Genomic DNA, 14,005 nt, shown 5'->3' on the forward strand with positions numbered 1-14,005 from the left:
GCGATACGTGTTGGCCAACTCACATCGGAAAGGCGCGCTATGTCTGCAGGCAAGAAGGATCTCGCGGAGTTTTGGTTTGACCCGCTATGTCCGTGGTGCTGGATCACCTCGCGATGGATCCTGGAGGTCCAGAAGGTTCGCGATATCGAGGTGAAGTTCCGGGTGATGAGCCTGGCGGTTCTCAACGAGGGGCGCGACAACCTGCCGGAGCGCTATCAGGAACTCATGAAGACGGCCTGGGGCCCGGTGCGGGTGGCCATCGCCGCCGAGCAGGCCAAGGGGCAGGAAATCTTGGAGCCGCTGTACACCGCGCTGGGAACCCGGATCCACAATCAGGACAACAAGGATCTACCCGCCGTCATCGCCGAATCCCTGGCAGAGGTAGGTCTGCCCGCAGAGCTGGCCGACGCGGCCGAGTCCACCGAGTACGACGAGGCGCTGCGTGCCAGCCACCACGCCGGAATGGACAAGGTGGGCCCGGATGTCGGAACCCCGACCATCCACGTCAACGGAGTGGCCTTCTTTGGCCCGGTGATCTCCAAGATTCCGCGCGGCGAAGAAGCCGGAAAGCTGTGGGACGCGTCGGTGATCTTCGCCTCATACCCGCACTTCTACGAGCTCAAGCGCACGCGCACGGAGGCGCCGACCTTCGACTAGTAGCGCGGCGGATTGTCGTACGTGTACGCCTGAACAGGCGGAACGTAGCCGTGCGGCATGGGTGGCGGTGCCGGCGGAAGTAACGGCGGTACCGGAGGAATGGGAGTCGGCGGCAGCAGCTTGGGTCGGAAGAACAACGACCCGGCCTGCTGCCGATTCCGTAGTGCGGCGGCCCGCCAGGTGTGCACGGGGTGGCTGGAGAGCATGTTGACCAGCCAGACGAAGAAGCCTGTCTCGAACGTCGCCCTGTTGGCCAACGTGTCGAATTCGACCCGCTTGAGCAGGTACTTGCCGGCCGCCATCACGCCGATTGCCCCCTGAATCCCGGTGGGGCGCATGGCGTAGCCGTGATTGTCGGCGGTGTACTCCATGGACCGGGACAGCGAGGTGCCCAGGAACGGAACGAAATTCATCGCGGTTTGGGCGAACTGGCGCCAATACGAGGCGTGGCCGGCAGCGATGTGGCCGACCTCGTGGCCGATGATGAAGGCCAGTGCCTCGGGGTCGCGAGCCTCACCACCGATCTCGAACAGGTCGCTGTAGACGACGACGAACCTGCGGAACCCATGGCCGCTGGCGAAGGCGTTGATCTGTCCATTGCCCAGCACGACATAGGCGTCGGGAACCTCGTGCAGGCCGAAGCGTTGCGCCGCCTCGACCACCATGGCGTACCCCTCGGGGAACTGGGTGGGAGACATTTTGACACCGTTCACGCGCTGCTGCCCGTACAGGATGCCTCGACCGAGGAACAGGGTCAGCGGCGTGGCCGCCAGCGCGATGATGATGATGTTCAGCTGGACGTGCTCGGGGTCCGCCAGGAAACCGATGATCCCGGCCACTGCGCCGATGTACAGCAGCACTGTGAACAGGATGACGACGACGAGCAACCCGATCTCCCACGGATGGCGCCGCGGGGGATAGGTGTACTGGGGCAGTCCGACCGGGTACATGCGCGCCACGGTAACCGACCGCGGGGCAACCTGGCACAACGCGACTGTCACAATTAGGGCATGCGCGTCTATGTGGGAGCCGATCACGCCGGTTACGAGTTGAAGCAGAAGATCATCGAGCATCTGCGTGGCCGCGGCCACGAGACGGTGGATTGCGGTGCCTTTGAACTGGACCCGCAGGATGATTACCCCGCGTTCTGTATCGACGCGGCCCGGCGTACCGTCGCCGACCCGGGCAGCCTGGGCATTGTGCTGGGCGGTTCGGGTAATGGTGAGCAGATTGCCGCCAACAAAGTTCCGGGGGCGCGTTGTGCGCTCGCGTGGAGCCTGGAGACCGCGGTGCTGGCCCGTGAGCACAACAACGCGCAGCTGATCGGGATCGGTGGCCGCATGCACACCGTGCCCGAGGCCCTTGCCATTGTCGACGCGTTCCTGGCGGCCAAGTGGTCCGAGGAACCGCGGCATCAGCGCCGCATCGACATCCTGGCCGAGTACGAGGCCACCCACCAGGCGCCGCCGGTACCTGGCGCCAGCGCGTAAAAGCCTGTGCCGGAGGGGCATACCCTGCACCGGCTGGCCCGGTTGCATCAGCGCCGGTTCGCCGGCGCACGGGTGTCGGTGAGCAGTCCGCAGGGGCGGTTCACCGAAGGAGCGGCCGCGGTCAACGGGCGCACCTTCGTCAGGGCGCACGCCTGGGGTAAGCACCTGTTCCACGACTACGGCCCCGTCGGCGTCGTGCATGTGCATCTGGGGTTGTACGGAGCCTTCACCGAACTGCCGGTGCCGATGGGCCTGCCCGTCGGTCAGGTACGGATGCGTATCGAAGGGGCCGAGTTCGGTACCGACCTGCGCGGCGCGACGGCGTGCGAGCTCATCGACGGCCCTCAGGTCGAGGCCATCCTGGCGCGTCTGGGTCCCGACCCGCTGCGCCCGCGAGCCGACCCGGCGTCCGCGTTCGAGCGAATCGCCAAGTCGCGCAGGCCAATCGGCGCACTGCTGATGGACCAGAAGGTGATCGCCGGTGTCGGTAACGTGTACCGCAGCGAGGTGCTGTTCCGCCAGCGGATCGACCCGTACCGCGAGGGAAACCGCTTGGATCCGGAGCAGCTCACCGCGCTCTGGGTCGATCTGGTGGAACGGATGCGCGTCGGGTTGCGGGTGGGCAAGATCGTCACCGTCGACTCCGAGCACGATTGCGGCGACCCGTCCTACGCCCCGGACCGGCCGCGCACCTATGTGTATCGGCGCGCCGGCTCACCCTGCCGGGTCTGCGGAACTCCGATTCTCACCGCGGAAATGGACGCCCGCAACCTGTTCTGGTGCCCCTCCTGCCAAATTCGCTGATGACCGCCGCGATGACGCCCGCGGTTGTAAGCTGCGCTGAATGGGACGCCGAGTACCAATAACCCGAGAGGTGGGCTCATGACGCGACCGGGTGCACCACTGGGAAAACTGATGGCGCGCGCGGTCCGCGGGCTTGGCTCGCACCCCGAACCGGACGATATCGAAACCCGGTTGCTGGACGCCGCCATCGAAGTACTGGCCGAGCGGGGCACCCAAACGGCCACCATCGACGAGGTGGCGCGGCGTGCAAAAGTGGGCCGCGCCACAGTATTTCGGCGCTTCTCCAGTAAAGACCAGTTGTTCGAACGGGCCCTGGCTCAAGAAATGCGCAAGTTCCTCGACGAGCTACAGGAACGTGCGGGTGGTTTTGACGACATCGGTGAGCGCGTGGCCGAGGGGTTCGCGGTCTGCATAGAAATCGTGAATCATCCTCTACTGCGCGGTGATTCGCTCGTGGCCAGGATGACCGCGGTGGAGGCGATCACCCAGGGCGATCCGGCACCCATCGAACTGGCGCGCGATTATCTTGCCGCCCAGATCGATCAGATGCGCGAGGAAGGGCGCATCCCGCCGGGCGACTCGCGTCGGCAGGTCGACGTCCTCATTCACCTGGTGCTCGGATATCTTGCCGCGCCGGTGACAACCATCGACCTGGGCAACACCGAAGAGGTGCGGGCGCTGGCGCGAGAAACCTTCGCGCCCATTCTGTTGACGCCCAATGTGCCGCTGACGGCACCGTAGCGGGCTCTAGAAGTCTCCGAAGTCTCCGCCGAAGTCGCCGCCGCCACCATCCCAGCCTCCGCCGTCCCAGCCGCTGCCACCGCTGTCCCAACCGGAGCCCTGGTCCCAGCTGGAGCCGCCCTGATCCCAGCCGCCACCTTGGTCGGCGCCTGCGCTCTGATCCCAGCCGGCCTGGTCCGCCCCGCCGTCCTGCCCGGCATTCAAGCCGGCATCGTAGCCGTCCGAATAACCTTGGCCGAAGCCACTTTCGAAGCCTTGCGCACCGTATCCCACGCCGTGCATGCCGGAGAATAGCGAGTTGAACAGCAGCGCCGAACCCACGCCCCAGGCGCCCGCGACAAGGGCGGGCTTCCACCAGGGCTCGGAGTACCAACCGGCCGGAACCGGGCGTCCCGCGACCGTGCCGCCGGGGTAGTAGTTGGGTGTGCGGCCCGACGGCTCCGGGGAGGCTTCGATCTCGCGGCCTTCGAAGTTGATGCGACGTTCCTCGCTGACCGCGCCGGCCCGGCTCTGGCCCGTGGTCGAGGGCAGTTCGGGTCCGGGGTCCATGCCCATGGCAAGCCGGGCGGCGCGCACGTAGTAGAGCCCCTCGATGGCGCTTTCTTTGGCCAGCGCCGCCTGCGAGGGGGTGCGGGCCTGCTCGATGGCCGAGGATGCCGCGGTGTAGCGCTCGGAGGCGTCGGCCAGCGCTTGCCGAGAGGCGTCATCGGTGCCGCTCAACCCGAGAACCTGTCCACCGAGACGTTCGGTGAGGCGACGGGCCTCTGCCTTGGCGTCTTCGAGCTGCTCGCCGCGCCGGCGGTTCGACCCCTGTGTGTAGATGATCGCGCCGCCGACGATCACGCCGACGAGAAGCAGGCCCAGGATGATTTCCATGGCACCTACGGTACTGACTGCTGGAGCGGGTGACGGGAATCGAACCCGCGTAGCTAGTTTGGAAGACTAGGGCTCTACCATTGAGCTACACCCGCATGCGTGCGAGGTTGTCCCGTACGCGCTGATGAATGTACAGCGCCGGGGCGGATCAAATCCAATTCATACCGTTGCATGTTGAGGCCGTAGGATCACCAGGTCTTGCACGGAGTCTTGGACGAAGTGATGGACGCAGGTCCAACGGGGTGTAGCGCAGCTTGGTAGCGCATCCGCTTTGGGAGCGGAGGGTCGCAGGTTCAAATCCTGTCACCCCGACAGCACGACAGCACGAAGAACTGCAGGTCAGGACGACCTGCCGCGAACTATGAAGGAGCACTGCACGTGAAGAGCACCGTCGAAAAGCTGAGCCCGACCCGGGTTCGCATCAACGTCGAGGTTCCCTTCGCAGAGCTCGAACCAGATTTCTCCAAGGCCTACAAGGAGCTGGCCCAGCAGGTTCGTCTGCCCGGTTTCCGTCCCGGTAAGGCCCCCGCGAAGCTGCTCGAGGCCCGCGTCGGCCGCGCCGCGGTACTGGAGCAGGTCGTCAACTCGGCCCTGCCAGCTCGCTACAGCGAGGCCGTCACCGCCTCCGACGTCAAGCCCCTTGGCCAGCCGGAGATCGAGGTCACCAAGATCGAGGACGGCCAGGAGCTGACCTTCACCGCCGAGGTGGATGTGCGTCCCGAGATCGAGCTGCCCGACCTGAGCACCGTGGCCGTGACCGTCGAGCCCGTCACCGTCGAGGACTCCGAGGTCGAGGCCGAGCTGGACGCGCTGCGCGCCCGGTTCGGAACCCTCAAGGGCGTCGAGCGCGCCGCCGAGAACGGCGACTTCGTCTCGATCGACCTGTCGGCCACCGTGGACGGCAAGGAGGTCGAGGAAGCCGCGACCACCGGGCTGTCTCACGAGATCGGCTCCGGACAGCTGATCGACGGTCTGGATGAGGCCATCATCGGCCTGAAGGCCGGCGAGGAGAAGGTGTTCACCACCAAGCTGGCCGCCGGTGAGTTCGCCGGGCAGGACGCCGAGGTCACCGTCAAGGTCGGCTCCATCAAGGAGCGCGAGCTTCCCGCCGCTGACGACGACTTCGCCCAGCTGGCAAGCGAATTCGACACCATCGGCGAGCTCAAGGAGAGCCTCACCGAGCAGGTGAAGGGCCGCAAGCGCATCGCGCAGGCCGACGAGATCCGCGACGAGACCATCACCGCGCTGCTCGACAAGATCGAGATCCCCGTGCCGGAGAAGATCCTCGAGGAGCAGATCGGCAACAGCCTGCACGAGGCCGTTCATGGTCTGGACCACAACGAGGAGCGCCTCAACGAGCTGCTCGAAGAGCAGGGCACCTCGCGCGAGGAGTTCGACAAGGACATGCGCGAGTCTGCGACCAAGTCCATCAAGACCGAGCTGCTGCTCGACGTGATCGCCGACAAGTTCGACATCAACGTCGACCAGCAGGACCTCACCGAGCGTCTGGTCCTCATGTCGCGCCAGTACGGCATCGAGCCGCAGCAGCTGATCCAGTACCTGACCCAGCAGCAGCAGCTGCCCGGCCTGTACGTCGACGTGCGCCGCGGTAAGGCCATCGCCGAGGTCATCCGCCAGGCCAAGGTGACCGACTCCACCGGCGCGAACGTGGACGTCGACGCCGTGCTGGGGCCGCGCCGCGGCGGAGCCGACGAGGCCGATGCCGAGTCGGCCGCCGAGGAGAAGCCGGCCAAGGCCAAGAAGAGCGCGGACAGCGAGAAAACAGACAAGTCCGAAAAGGCCGAGAAGAAGGCCAAGAAGAAGAGCAAGGACGACGACGAGAGCTAGTCCGCGTCACGCTCTGAGCGAACTCACCCGTGGCGGGGAGTGCGCAGCACCCGATGTTGGTTAATGTCGGCAGTACGCAAAATGGTTTCTCAAGTGGAATCCCGAAGAGCTAGACGAAGGCAGGTTGCACAGTGACTGAAATGCGTTCGGCGACAGCCGGGCTCAACCTGATCGACTCGGTGTATGAGCGCCTGCTCTCCGAGCGCATCATTTTCCTGGGTCAGCAGGTGGACGACGACATCGCCAACAAGCTGTGCGCGCAGATTCTGCTGCTGACGGCGGAGGACCCCACCAAGGACATCCACCTGTACATCAACTCCCCGGGTGGATCGATCAGCGCGGGCATGGCGATCTTCGACACCATGCAGCTCTCGGACTGCGATATCGCGACCTACGCGATGGGCATGGCCGCATCGATGGGCGAGTTCCTGCTCGCCGCCGGCACCAAGGGCAAGCGCCACGCCCTGCCGCACGCCCGCATTCTGATGCACCAGCCGCTCGGTGGTGTGACCGGTAGCGCCTCGGACATCGCCATCCAGGCCGAGCAGTTCCAGGTCATCAAGAAGGAAATGTTCCGTCTCAACGCCGAATTCACCGGCAAGAGCATCGAGCAGATCGAACAGGACTCGGATCGCGACCGCTGGTTCACCGCTCCCGAGGCACTCGAGTACGGGTTCGTCGACAAGATCATCACCCGCGGCAATCTCAACGGCAGCAAGGGAGCCTCCAAGTGATCTCGAAGCACCTCAACCCGGAACTGGCCCCGCAGGCGCGCTACATCCTGCCCTCGTTCATCGAGCACTCGAGCTTCGGTGTCAAGGAGTCGAACCCCTACAACAAGCTGTTCGAGGAGCGCATCATCTTCCTCGGCGTGCAGGTGGACGACGCCTCGGCCAACGACATCATGGCCCAGCTGCTGGTGCTGGAGTCGCTGGATCCCGACCGCGAGATCACCATGTACATCAACTCCCCGGGTGGCTCATTCACCTCGTTGATGGCGATCTACGACACCATGCAGTACGTCCGCTCCGACATCCGCACCGTGGTGCTGGGCCAGGCCGCGTCGGCTGCCGCCGTGCTGCTCTCGGCCGGTACCCCGGGCAAGCGGATGGCGCTGCCGAACGCGCGCGTGCTCATCCACCAGCCCTCGTTGTCCGGTGTGATCCAGGGTCAGTTCACCGACCTGGAGATCCAGGCCAAGGAGATCGAGCGCATGCGTGTGCTGCAGGAGACGACGCTGGCCCGCCACACCGGGCGGCCGGCCGAGGAGATCCGCAAGGACACCGATCGCGACAAGATCTTCACGGCCGAGGAGGCCAAGGAGTACGGGATCATCGATGTCGTGCTGGAGTACCGCAAGCTCTCCGCTCAGGCAGCTTCGTAGCCGCCGGCGGCTGCCCCGGATAACAGTTGCAACACACCGGTCTCCGGTGCGCGTCATCCGGGGCGCCAGTCGGTGCGAGGCGATATGTTCTCCAGCACGGCAGCGCGTAAATGCCGTCGGTGCGATTCGCTTTATCGGTCGCGGTGCGGCCGAGGTAGCGGGTAGCGTCGGGACCAACAGGTCAGAGGACGTGTTGACACCACGATCCACCACCGCGTGACAGGAAGTAGGACTGGCCACCATGGCACGTATTGGAGACGGCGGCGACCTGCTGAAATGCTCGTTCTGCGGAAAGAGCCAGAAGCAGGTCAAGAAGCTCATCGCCGGCCCCGGCGTGTACATCTGCGATGAATGCATCGACCTCTGCAACGAGATCATCGAAGAGGAACTGGCTGACGCCGACGACGTCAAGCTTGATGAGCTGCCCAAGCCCGCGGAGATCCGCGAATTCCTGGAGAACTACGTGATCGGCCAGGACACCGCGAAGAAGACGCTGGCCGTGGCCGTCTACAACCACTACAAGCGCATCCAGGCCGGAGACAAGGCCCGTGACGCCCGTGGCGAGACCGTTGAGCTGGCCAAATCCAATATCTTGATGTTGGGGCCGACCGGTTGTGGCAAGACCTACCTGGCGCAGACGCTGGCCAAGATGCTCAACGTTCCGTTCGCCATCGCCGATGCCACCGCGCTGACCGAGGCCGGGTACGTGGGCGAGGATGTGGAGAACATTCTCCTCAAGCTGATTCAGGCCGCCGACTACGACGTGAAGCGTGCCGAGACCGGCATCATCTACATCGACGAGGTCGACAAGATCGCCCGCAAGAGCGAGAACCCGTCCATCACCCGCGATGTCTCCGGTGAGGGCGTGCAGCAGGCGCTGCTGAAGATCCTGGAGGGCACCCAGGCTTCGGTGCCGCCGCAGGGTGGCCGCAAGCACCCGCATCAGGAGTTCATCCAGATCGACACCACCAACGTGCTGTTCATCGTGGCCGGTGCGTTCGCGGGCCTGGAGAAGATCGTGTCGGATCGCGTCGGCAAGCGCGGCCTGGGCTTCGGTGCCGAGGTGAAGTCGAAGGCCGATATCGACACTACCGACCACTTCGCTGAGGTCATGCCCGAGGATCTGATCAAGTTCGGGCTCATCCCTGAGTTCATCGGCCGCCTGCCGATCGTGGCTTCGGTGACCAACCTCGACCGCGAATCGCTCATCACGATCCTCTCTGAGCCGAAGAACGCATTGGTCAAGCAGTACACCCGCCTCTTCGAGATGGACGGCGTCGAGCTGGAATTCAGCCAGGATGCGCTGGAGGCCATCGCCGATCAGGCCATCCACCGTGGCACCGGCGCGCGTGGTCTGCGCGCCATCATGGAGGAAGTGCTGCAGCCGGTGATGTACGACATCCCCAGCCGCGACGATGTCGCCAAGGTCGTGGTGACCGGCGAGACCGTCATCGACAACGTGCTGCCGACGATCGTGCCGCGCAAGCCGTCACGCACCGAGCGGCGCGACAAGTCCGCCTAGGTCGCGATGCGGAGCGCCATGGAGCTGGCGCGGGCCGAGCGTATCGACCTCGCCGAATTCCTGGCCGGTCTCACCTCTGAGCAGTGGGACGCTGCGTCGCTGTGCACTCAATGGCGGGTACGCGACGTCGTCACGCACATGATCGGGTATGAAGATCTCAGCCGCACCGAGTTCTACTCGCGGGTGGCAAAGGCAGGCTTCAACCCGAACAAGGCCAACGCCCATCGCGTCGCCGAATTGGCCGACCGCACACCGCAGCAGCTGCTGGAGATGGTTCGGGCCGCGGAAACGCCGGGTGTGCTGACATCGGGTTTCGGTGGCCGGATCGCGCTGCTGGACGGCATCATCCATCAACAAGACATCCGGCGCCCATTGGGCATCCCGCGAGAGATTCCCGGCGAACGGTTGGCGGTGGCCCTGGATTTCGCGCGCTGGGCACCACCGGTGCGCGGCGCAGTCCGCGCCCGTGGGGTGCGGCTGGTGGCCACCGACCTCGACTGGTCGCGGGGGAGGGGACCCGAGGTGACGGGGCCTGCGGAGGCGCTGCTGATGGCGATGGCGGCCCGCTCCTGTGCGCTCGCCGACCTCGACGGGCCTGGTAAATCAACCCTGGCGCAACATATTTCGTAGCTGCTCGTAAGCTGGTGATGATGTCCACCGAGTTCCTGAGCCAGCCGACGTTAGAGGGGCCGACGCTCACTCTGCGTCCGCTGGGAGAAGACGACCTTGAGCCGCTGTATCGCGCGGCCAGCGATCCGCTGATCTGGGCGCAACACCCCAGCTCGGACCGTTATCAGCGGCCGGTTTTCGAGAAGTGGTTCGCGGAGGCACTGGCCGCGAAATCGCTTGCGATCATCGATCACTCGACGGGGGAGATGATCGGGTCTTCTCGTTTCTACGAGTGGGATCCGGACAAGCGTGAGGTGGCCATCGGGTACACCTTCATCGTCCGCGAATATTGGGGCGGCACCGTCAACGCCGAGCTCAAGACGCTCATGTTGGACTACGCGTTCATCAACGCCGACCTGGTGTGGTTTCACGTGGCCGCGGCCAATCTCAGGTCGCAGAAGGCCCTCGCCAAGATCGGGGCGCGGGAGCATCACCGTCAGCAGCGTGAGATCAACGGCGCGCTGGAGGACTACGTGTACTTCACCATCACCGCGGCAGATTGGCGGGATGCCTCCGACTGAGCGCGGCGCACGCTGACGCGCGGAGCGCCACGCTCAGTCGGAGACTGATATCAGTGCGTTTCCGGATTCTCGTCCACGTCCCGGGCCTGGTCTTGCTCAGCACGCTGGGCCGCCTCACGCATCTCGAAGGCATCCGTGGCAATCTCACCGATCTGCCGGGTGACATCCACCACCGCGTTGGTGATGATCTTGGCGATCTCACCCACATGCTCGGCGGCCGACGACACGACCTCTTGGGCCAGGTCCTTGTTGCGTTCGAACTTGCTCACCACGGTTCCTAACTTACGCGTCTACCAGCTCGCCGCGCTCGTCGATGACAACGACCTCTGGTTCGGCGGCCGCTTCCTTTTGCTTGTCCCGTTCGATGTGTACGACGAGTTCCTCCTCGCCGCGGAACCAGCCGTTGGGCAGGGATAGACGCGCGATCTTCTTCCAGGTGGACGACAGCTGCGCGAAGAGGCCTCCGGAGTTGTACGGCAGGCCGTACTTCTGGCACAGCTCCCGTACCTCGGTGGCCATCTCCGGGTAGCGGTTCGCGGGCAGATCGGGGAACAGGTGATGCTCGATCTGGTGCGACAGGTTGCCGCTCATGATGTGAAAGAGCCTGCCGCCCTCGATGTTCGCCGAGCCGAGCAGCTGCCGTAGGTACCACTCGCCGCGCGTTTCGTTGGCGGTCTCCTCTTTGGAGAAGGTCTGGGTGCCGGACGGGAAGTGCCCGCAGAAGATGATCGAGAACGTCCACACGTTGCGCACAAAGTTGGCAGACATGTTGCCCAGGAAGGTGATCGGAAACAGCGGCCCGGTCAGCGCCGGGAAGATCACGTAGTCCTTGAGAACCTGCTTACTGGCTTTGCGCCACATGCCCTTGATCAGCGGCTTCAGGTCGTACCACTTGCGCTTGCCCCGCACGATGTTCTCGGCTTCGAGTTCGTGCACCATGACGCCCCACTCGAAGAACACCATCAGGGCGGTCGCCCAGGCCAGGTTGCCCAGGTAGTACGGGTTCCACCGCTGCTCGGGTGCCATGCGCAGAATGCCGTAGCCCACATCGCGGTCCATGTCGACGATGTTGGTGTAGGTGTGATGCATGTAGTTGTGCGAGTGCCGCCACTGGTCGGCGGGGCACACCGTGTCCCATTCGAATTCGCGTGAGTTCAGGCCTTTTTCGCGCATCCAGTCGTACTGACCGTGCATCACATTGTGGCCGATCTCCATGTTGTCCAGGATCTTGGAGACGGACAGCGCGCCCACCGCGGCGAGCCATACCGGAGGGATGAACCCCAGGTACATCAGGGCGCGCCCGGCGACCTCGCAGCCGCGCTGCGTCTTGATGATCGAGTAGATGTACTCGCGGTCGCGGTCGCCCAGATCGGCGACAATCCGCTCGCGCAGTCCATCGAGATCCTTGCCCAGCGCTTCGATATCGGCTGCGCTGATGGTGATTTCGTTGCTGGTCATCGTCTATCTCCTGGGTCTAGAGGTTGATCGAGACGTCACCGACGGGTGCGGTGATGCAGAGTTGGATGTGCTGATCGGGGTCGTCGTTCTCATCGCCGGTGCGTAGGTTCCGGGTGCATCCGGATGTCTTGACCGCCGTGCAGGCGAAGCAGATTCCCATTCGGCAGCCGAATTCGGGCTGCAGGCCGGCTGCCTCGGCTTGTTCGAGGATGGGCCGGCCGTCGTTCTCGGCGGTAACGCCCGACGTGGCGAACCGCAGCACGCCTCCGGCCTCACCGGTGGTGCCCGAGGTGGCGAGCGTGAACTCTTCGGTGTGCAGCCGGTCGGAGAGTCCACGTTCGGCATACAACGCGCTTACTGCTTCGTGCAATGACGGCGGTCCGCACAGGAACGTCTGTGCGTCGGCGTGCCAGGGTGCGACCGCCCGCAGCTGCTCGGCGCTGAAGTGCCGGCCGCCGTCGCGGGTGTACTCCGTGTGCACTGTCACCGACGGCACCTCGCCTAAAGCGGTGAGTTCGCTTGCGTACGCGTTGTCCGCGACCGTGGGTGCGTAGTAGAGCACCGCGAGCTGACCCGGGTATCCATTGCCGATGAGTGTTCTCGCCATTGAGAGCACGGGTGTAATCCCACTGCCGGCCGCAATTAGTACGGTCCGGATGGGGCGTGGGGCGGGCAGGACGAACGTCCCCGCGGCCGGGGTGATGCTGTACACATCACCCACCGCGGCGTGCTTGTAGAGGTGGTTGGAGACCAGGCCCTCCGGCCGGCGCGCGATGGTCAGCTCGATGATCTCGCGGGCATCGTCGGCGCAGGACGGCGAGAAGCAGCGGACGTGCCGGACGCCGTCGATCACGACACCCAGCTGTACGAACTGACCTGCGCGAAAGCCCTTGAACTGGTGAGTTGTGCGCAGAGTGAGGGTCACCGAGCGGGTGGTGCGGCGCTGTACGCGGATGACGCGGGCGCGGGCCTCTTCCCAGGTGATCATGGGGTCGACGAGTTCGAGGTACCGGTCGACGGCGTGTGGGGTGAGGGCGGCAGTCAACAGCCGGCCCAGCGACGACTCGGGCGTGAGGATGCGTCGGGTGGCTTTAGTTAGAAATGTCATTCGAACTCCCTCCGTTAGGTTAACGAATGTACACTGAAATTGTGAACCAACATGCCCCCACTCAGTCAAGCCGTAAGCACCGTGTCGGTCATCACAGCGATACAGTGATCGTCATGACCAGTCATCGGGATCGGGGATCGCATTCGGGTGCGTCCTCGCGTCGCGACTCGGTCCGGGGTGAGCAGAAGCTGCGCACCCGCACCGCCTTGATGGAGGCGGCTCTCGAACTCTCGCGTACCCAGGCCTTCTCGGGATTGAGCCTGCGTGATGTCGCCCGTGGTGCGGGAATCTCGCCGACGGCCTTCTACCGTCACTTCTCATCGCTGGATGACCTGGGCGTGGCGCTGGCCGAAGAGGGCATGCGCATTGCCCGTGGGATCGCGCGGGAAATCCGCCGGCGTGAACCGGCGACACTGGCCGAATCCATGGGCATCCTCGCCGAACAGGTGCAGGAAAATCCGGATCAGCTGCGGTTTGTGGTCACCGAGCGGTACACCGCGCCCACCGAAGTGCGGAGGGCGGTGAGTATCGAGATGCGGCTACTTGCGGGGGAGCTGGCGATCGACCTGGCCCGGCGCGATCAGATGCGGCTATGGGATTCGGTCGACCTCACCACCGCGGCCAATCTGATTCTGTCGATCGCGGCCAACGCGGTCGCCGAATTGGTGCAGCCCGACGCGGACACCGCCGAGGTGGTTGAGGGCGCAACCAGCGCGTTGACGATGGCCTTCGTGGGCCTGCAGAACTGGAAGCCGTCTCAGCGCTAGCCGCGACGTTCCGACTCGCCGAGCCGCTGATGTAGCCGGTCGCGGATCTCCTCGACCGTGTAGGCCTCGCGTTTACGTTGATCCCGGGCCACCAGCACGCCCCCAGCGGCCACCCCGACCGCCCCGGCGAGCCCGACCCACTTCCACATGTTGGCCATCA

17 protein-coding genes and 2 tRNA genes are annotated in these 14,005 nt (G+C 64.8%); 12 read left to right on the forward strand and 7 right to left on the reverse strand.

Translation table 11 applies throughout. From position 1 onward, the window contains the following. Nucleotides 1-39: 39 nt before the first annotated feature. The gene (locus tag ABG82_RS08525; RefSeq protein WP_043075974.1) at nt 40-657 is read left to right on the forward strand and encodes a mycothiol-dependent nitroreductase Rv2466c family protein; all 618 of its coding nucleotides are present in this window, start codon (nt 40-42) and stop codon (nt 655-657) included. Here the strand turns inward: ABG82_RS08525 and ABG82_RS08530 are convergent. Beyond that, entirely contained in the window at nt 654-1,658 is a 1,005-nt protein-coding gene (locus tag ABG82_RS08530; RefSeq protein ID WP_407661859.1) for a M48 family metallopeptidase, read from the reverse strand. The genes ABG82_RS08525 and ABG82_RS08530 overlap by 4 nt on opposite strands. 9 nt (nt 1,659-1,667) lie before the next feature. On the opposite strand from ABG82_RS08530, the gene ABG82_RS08535 reads away from it, so the two are divergent. The 3 genes from ABG82_RS08535 (at nt 1,668) to ABG82_RS08545 (ending at nt 3,692) form a co-directional block, all read left to right on the forward strand. Continuing rightward, a complete protein-coding gene (locus tag ABG82_RS08535; protein WP_043075972.1) occupies nt 1,668-2,147 on the forward strand; it encodes a ribose-5-phosphate isomerase in 480 nt (159 codons plus the stop codon). 6 nt (nt 2,148-2,153) lie between these two features. After that, nucleotides 2,154-2,951 (forward strand): Fpg/Nei family DNA glycosylase, encoded by a 798-nt coding sequence (locus ABG82_RS08540; RefSeq protein ID WP_043075971.1) that lies wholly within the window; start codon nt 2,154-2,156, stop codon nt 2,949-2,951. Nucleotides 2,952-3,029: 78 nt separating this feature from the next. Continuing rightward, complete coding sequence (locus ABG82_RS08545) at nt 3,030-3,692, forward strand: TetR/AcrR family transcriptional regulator (RefSeq protein ID WP_043075970.1); 663 nt, start codon at nt 3,030-3,032, stop codon at nt 3,690-3,692. A 6-nt stretch (nt 3,693-3,698) separates the two neighbouring features. On the opposite strand, the gene ABG82_RS08550 is transcribed toward ABG82_RS08545, so the two are convergent. Next, complete coding sequence (locus ABG82_RS08550; RefSeq protein WP_043075969.1) at nt 3,699-4,568, reverse strand: hypothetical protein; 870 nt, start codon at nt 4,566-4,568, stop codon at nt 3,699-3,701. 21 nt (nt 4,569-4,589) lie between these two features. Next, a tRNA-Gly gene (locus ABG82_RS08555) sits at nt 4,590-4,663 on the reverse strand. Between the two features lie 143 nt (nt 4,664-4,806). Here ABG82_RS08555 and ABG82_RS08560 point away from each other — a divergent pair. The 7 genes from ABG82_RS08560 to ABG82_RS08590 all read left to right on the forward strand — a co-directional run bounded on the left by ABG82_RS08560 (nt 4,807) and on the right by ABG82_RS08590 (nt 10,512). Beyond that, nucleotides 4,807-4,880, forward strand: a tRNA-Pro gene (locus tag ABG82_RS08560). A gap of 66 nt (nt 4,881-4,946) precedes the next feature. Further along, nucleotides 4,947-6,416 (forward strand): trigger factor, encoded by a 1,470-nt coding sequence (gene tig / locus ABG82_RS08565; RefSeq protein ID WP_043075968.1) that lies wholly within the window; start codon nt 4,947-4,949, stop codon nt 6,414-6,416. Between the two features lie 140 nt (nt 6,417-6,556). Further along, complete coding sequence (locus tag ABG82_RS08570) at nt 6,557-7,150, forward strand: ATP-dependent Clp protease proteolytic subunit (protein ID WP_078343568.1); 594 nt, start codon at nt 6,557-6,559, stop codon at nt 7,148-7,150. Continuing rightward, nucleotides 7,147-7,800, forward strand: a complete 654-nt coding sequence (locus ABG82_RS08575; protein ID WP_043075966.1) for an ATP-dependent Clp protease proteolytic subunit — start codon at nt 7,147-7,149, stop codon at nt 7,798-7,800. Before ABG82_RS08570 ends, ABG82_RS08575 begins: the two co-directional genes overlap by 4 nt. 241 nt (nt 7,801-8,041) lie before the next feature. After that, complete coding sequence (clpX, locus tag ABG82_RS08580; protein WP_043075965.1) at nt 8,042-9,322, forward strand: ATP-dependent Clp protease ATP-binding subunit ClpX; 1,281 nt, start codon at nt 8,042-8,044, stop codon at nt 9,320-9,322. Nucleotides 9,323-9,328: 6 nt separating this feature from the next. Further along, nucleotides 9,329-9,952, forward strand: coding sequence for a maleylpyruvate isomerase family mycothiol-dependent enzyme (locus ABG82_RS08585; protein ID WP_043075964.1), 624 nt, complete (start codon nt 9,329-9,331; stop codon nt 9,950-9,952). 17 nt (nt 9,953-9,969) lie between these two features. Continuing rightward, nucleotides 9,970-10,512: a GNAT family N-acetyltransferase gene (locus ABG82_RS08590; RefSeq protein ID WP_043075963.1), complete on the forward strand. Its 543-nt coding sequence runs from the start codon at nt 9,970-9,972 to the stop codon at nt 10,510-10,512. A gap of 50 nt (nt 10,513-10,562) precedes the next feature. On the opposite strand, the gene ABG82_RS08595 is transcribed toward ABG82_RS08590, so the two are convergent. Genes ABG82_RS08595 through ABG82_RS08605 form a run of 3 tightly spaced genes read right to left on the reverse strand, consistent with a single transcriptional unit; the run spans nt 10,563 to nt 13,078 of the window. After that, nucleotides 10,563-10,784, reverse strand: coding sequence for a hypothetical protein (locus tag ABG82_RS08595; protein ID WP_043075962.1), 222 nt, complete (start codon nt 10,782-10,784; stop codon nt 10,563-10,565). Between the two features lie 10 nt (nt 10,785-10,794). Beyond that, the gene (locus ABG82_RS08600; RefSeq protein ID WP_043075961.1) at nt 10,795-11,970 is read right to left on the reverse strand and encodes a fatty acid desaturase family protein; all 1,176 of its coding nucleotides are present in this window, start codon (nt 11,968-11,970) and stop codon (nt 10,795-10,797) included. Between the two features lie 16 nt (nt 11,971-11,986). Then, entirely contained in the window at nt 11,987-13,078 is a 1,092-nt protein-coding gene (locus tag ABG82_RS08605) for a ferredoxin reductase (protein WP_043075960.1), read from the reverse strand. Between the two features lie 104 nt (nt 13,079-13,182). Here ABG82_RS08605 and ABG82_RS08610 point away from each other — a divergent pair, with 104 nt between their 5' ends. Then, nucleotides 13,183-13,845 carry a TetR family transcriptional regulator gene (locus tag ABG82_RS08610; protein ID WP_043076113.1) on the forward strand — a complete coding sequence of 221 codons (663 nt, stop codon included), beginning with the start codon at nt 13,183-13,185 and terminating at the stop codon, nt 13,843-13,845. Here ABG82_RS08610 and ABG82_RS28565 read toward each other — a convergent pair. Beyond that, the gene (locus ABG82_RS28565) at nt 13,842-14,003 is read right to left on the reverse strand and encodes a hypothetical protein (protein ID WP_052510908.1); all 162 of its coding nucleotides are present in this window, start codon (nt 14,001-14,003) and stop codon (nt 13,842-13,844) included. The genes ABG82_RS08610 and ABG82_RS28565 overlap by 4 nt on opposite strands. Between the last annotated feature and the right edge of the window lie 2 nt (nt 14,004-14,005).

The sequence above is a fragment of the Mycobacteroides immunogenum genome (genome assembly GCF_001605725.1).
In the GTDB taxonomy this organism is placed as follows: Bacteria; Actinomycetota; Actinomycetes; order Mycobacteriales; family Mycobacteriaceae; genus Mycobacterium; species Mycobacterium immunogenum.